The sequence below is a fragment of the Deltaproteobacteria bacterium genome (genome assembly GCA_003194485.1).
Classification (GTDB): Bacteria; Desulfobacterota; Dissulfuribacteria; order Dissulfuribacterales; family UBA3076; genus UBA3076.
On sequence record PQXD01000067.1, the window covers coordinates 1 to 2,725 of the forward strand.

The 2,725-nt window shown below is 48.2% G+C and carries 4 protein-coding genes; 1 reads left to right on the plus strand and 3 read right to left on the minus strand.

The window, feature by feature from the left end:
* Positions 1-314: 314 nt before the first annotated feature.
* Both C4B57_12035 and C4B57_12040 read right to left on the minus strand, forming a co-directional pair.
* Positions 315-614: a recombinase gene (locus tag C4B57_12035; GenBank protein PXF50521.1), complete on the minus strand. Its 300-nt coding sequence runs from the start codon at positions 612-614 to the stop codon at positions 315-317.
* Positions 604-828, minus strand: coding sequence for an addiction module protein (locus C4B57_12040; GenBank protein ID PXF50522.1), 225 nt, complete (start codon positions 826-828; stop codon positions 604-606). The genes C4B57_12035 and C4B57_12040 overlap by 11 nt, the downstream gene beginning before the upstream one ends.
* 813 nt (positions 829-1,641) lie before the next feature.
* Here C4B57_12040 and C4B57_12045 point away from each other — a divergent pair.
* Entirely contained in the window at positions 1,642-2,070 is a 429-nt protein-coding gene (locus tag C4B57_12045) for a peptidylprolyl isomerase (GenBank protein PXF50523.1), read from the plus strand.
* Positions 2,071-2,132: 62 nt separating this feature from the next.
* Here the strand turns inward: C4B57_12045 and C4B57_12050 are convergent, their stop codons facing one another.
* A complete protein-coding gene (locus C4B57_12050) occupies positions 2,133-2,453 on the minus strand; it encodes a hypothetical protein (GenBank protein ID PXF50524.1) in 321 nt (106 codons plus the stop codon).
* Positions 2,454-2,725 lie beyond the last annotated feature (272 nt).

Below are 2,725 nucleotides of genomic sequence, written 5' to 3' on the forward strand. Positions count from 1 at the left end.
CAGGATAACTTGATTTTTTTAGGGGGGAATAAGGGTGCGCCGAGGGGTCTTACAGTAGATTGGCAGATAATTTGTTGAAATTATTGAATAAAATTGATAAAAAGAGAATTAACGGTTAAACTCCTGTCAAAAAAATGGTTGCTCTATGAAAGAATCTTCAGACCAATGGCAGTAATTGTATGGCAAGCAGCCTACCCGGTGCTTGCTGCCTGTATCTTATATGAAATATCCAGTTCTTTGTTTTTTTCTTCTTCCTTGCTTTTTTACCCATAATTTGTCTTCCTTTTTATTCAGGTTCAGCGATGCTTGGCAAGTTACACCAAGCGACTGCGCCATTTCTTTGGATCCCTGGATGTATGGAAGATGCTGTAGACTGTCACCTTCCCACCGGCATACTCGTAAAAGATGGCGTACGGAAACCGCCTCAACAACGCCCGACGGTACTCCTCGTGGACTTTCGTGTGGAGTTCGGGCATGCGACAAATTGCTTGGATACAGGCGTCCACACAGCCGAGAAACTCTTCCCCCAAACCGGGGCGGCGATCTTCGTACCAACAATATGCCTCATCGACGTCCTGTTGTGCTTCCGGCGCGATTATTAGTTCAGCGGCCATAGCGATTTCGAACCCTGCGTTTTACCTCGTCCCACGAAAGCCCCGAAGCCGGGTTGCTCATCAAGTTGGCCTTTCGACGAGCCAACTCCTCCTTTTGCCATTCATGCACAGGAACCTCTGACGGGGTAGCCGCCAGATCGTCCCAGAGATCTTCCACCAGTTGTAGCTTCTCTGGTGGACTCAGGTCGAATATGGAAACAGTATTTAAATTCATTGTTACCTCCTGATAGCAGGGCAATGCTCACGTTCGAATTGATTGTTTCGGTTGCCAAACTGCAAATTAGATTTTCTTTGCCGAATCGCGGCGGCGTAGCCGCCGAGAACGATTTAATCAGCGGCGAGGTGAAAGTCCTCTGTAGCTGAACCACTGATAGTAATATCTATCATAAACTACTATCCGAAGGCAAGGGCGTCCCGTGAAGTGGTACAGTCATAGCGGACACTCCGAAAAGCGTGTTATAGAAAAACCGGCTTTAAGGAGGTGCCGCATGGATCGGAAATGTACTATTTTCACGACGTTCCCCCTGGAGATTACATCCTTGAAATATGGATATCCCCTGACAGACCGCTGAGCTATAGGATTCGCGTTTTCAGGCGGCGGTACGTTGACATAAAGCCGATATTACTCCCGCAGCAGACTGAAAACGGAAAATGAAGAACCCGGTATATAATTCCCGGATCAGGGGGCGGATACGGGACATATCGGGACTATGATGCAAGTAGCGCATATCGTCTTTTATTCCCTGAAGTTGGATGCCGGCACGATCAAGGCGCTCTACTAAAAATTGACAATATAGCTTAATTGTTATATGAATTTTTACGAAAACAAACGACATTCAGGTCAAGCGGATCGCTCTGCGTAAGACTTCCCGGGCCAGGACTCGTCAAAAGCACCAGTCTTCCTTCCACAATGGGCCTCCGAATATCTGTCTGTCCCTTCCGGTAACAAACAAGCTTATTATAATATTCATGTTCTGCCGGCTTCGGGCCGATGGAGACATAGGAATTGCAACAAAAAGGAGGAATAATGGCACAGGCAAAATCAGGCGATACCGTTAAGGTTCATTACACGGGCAAATTGGAAGACGGCACGGTCTTTGACACTTCCGCCAACCGTGATCCCCTGGAATTTACCATCGGCGATGGTAAAATAATACCGAGCTTTGAACAGGGCGTGGTTGGGATGAGTCCCGGGGAATCGAGAACAACCGAGATACCCGCGGATAATGCGTACGGCCCCCACCGCAGAGAAATGGTAGTGGAGATAGACCGGAACCAGTTTCCGGCGGAAGTAAACCCAAAGGTCGGCGAGCGGTTGCAGATACCCCAAAAAGACGGCAAGATGATTATAGTCGCCGTGACCGATGTCTCTGAATCGACCGTTACATTAGATGCCAACCACCCTTTGGCAGGGAAAGACCTGACCTTTGATATCGAGTTGGTAGAGATTGTTTAAGCAGAGTCTCTTTGTGGCCAGCAAGGGCTAAACCACTCGTTTAAACGCCTTTTCAATATCCCTCACTGTCCATTCCACCCAGGTGGGACGGCCGTGGGGGGGACAGTGGGCGTTAAAGTTGAGTTCGCCCTTATGGCTCCGCGACAGGCCATCACCGCAAAACAGGTGTCCATGGCCCTTCCCATCCCTCTGGAGGCGCCTGTTTCGATGATTTTTCCAACGATTTCCACGATAAGAGGTTTCATGGGCTTTCCCGATAGGAGCTCCGGAACCGACGTGATCACGTAGGTTTGACCGCCGAAAACATGGCGGGAGTGCATCAAGAAAGTGTGGGAGGTTGATCCCCTTGAATGTCCCAAATGCCATGCCGGGATGAAGATCATCAGTTTTATCACCAGGACCCAACCCGAGGTAATTAGGCAAATACTTGAACCCAAATTATGCACTTCAAACACCGAACAATAAGGAACAAATAGAAAAATCAGTAAGTTATGGTGTATTGTCCAGTTTGGAATGTTCACCCAAAAAGTGCATTCCACCGGAGTTAAAAATTGTTCGGTATTTGAAGCCACAAGGGGCAGCCAATTTTACCAAATCTGCTTTGTTGTCAGGCACTTGAAGTACAAAAGTACGTCTGCGTGCCTTCCGCCTCGCA

Excerpts from the sequence above, each read along its gene's own strand:
- C4B57_12035 (PXF50521.1), bottom strand. The coding sequence starts at position 614 with ATGGCCGCTGAACTAATAATCGCGCCGGAAGCACAACAGGACGTCGAT.
- C4B57_12040 (PXF50522.1), bottom strand. The coding sequence starts at position 828 with ATGAATTTAAATACTGTTTCCATATTCGACCTGAGTCCACCAGAGAAG.
- C4B57_12045 (PXF50523.1), top strand. The coding sequence starts at position 1,642 with ATGGCACAGGCAAAATCAGGCGATACCGTTAAGGTTCATTACACGGGC.
- C4B57_12050 (PXF50524.1), bottom strand. The coding sequence starts at position 2,453 with ATGATCTTCATCCCGGCATGGCATTTGGGACATTCAAGGGGATCAACC.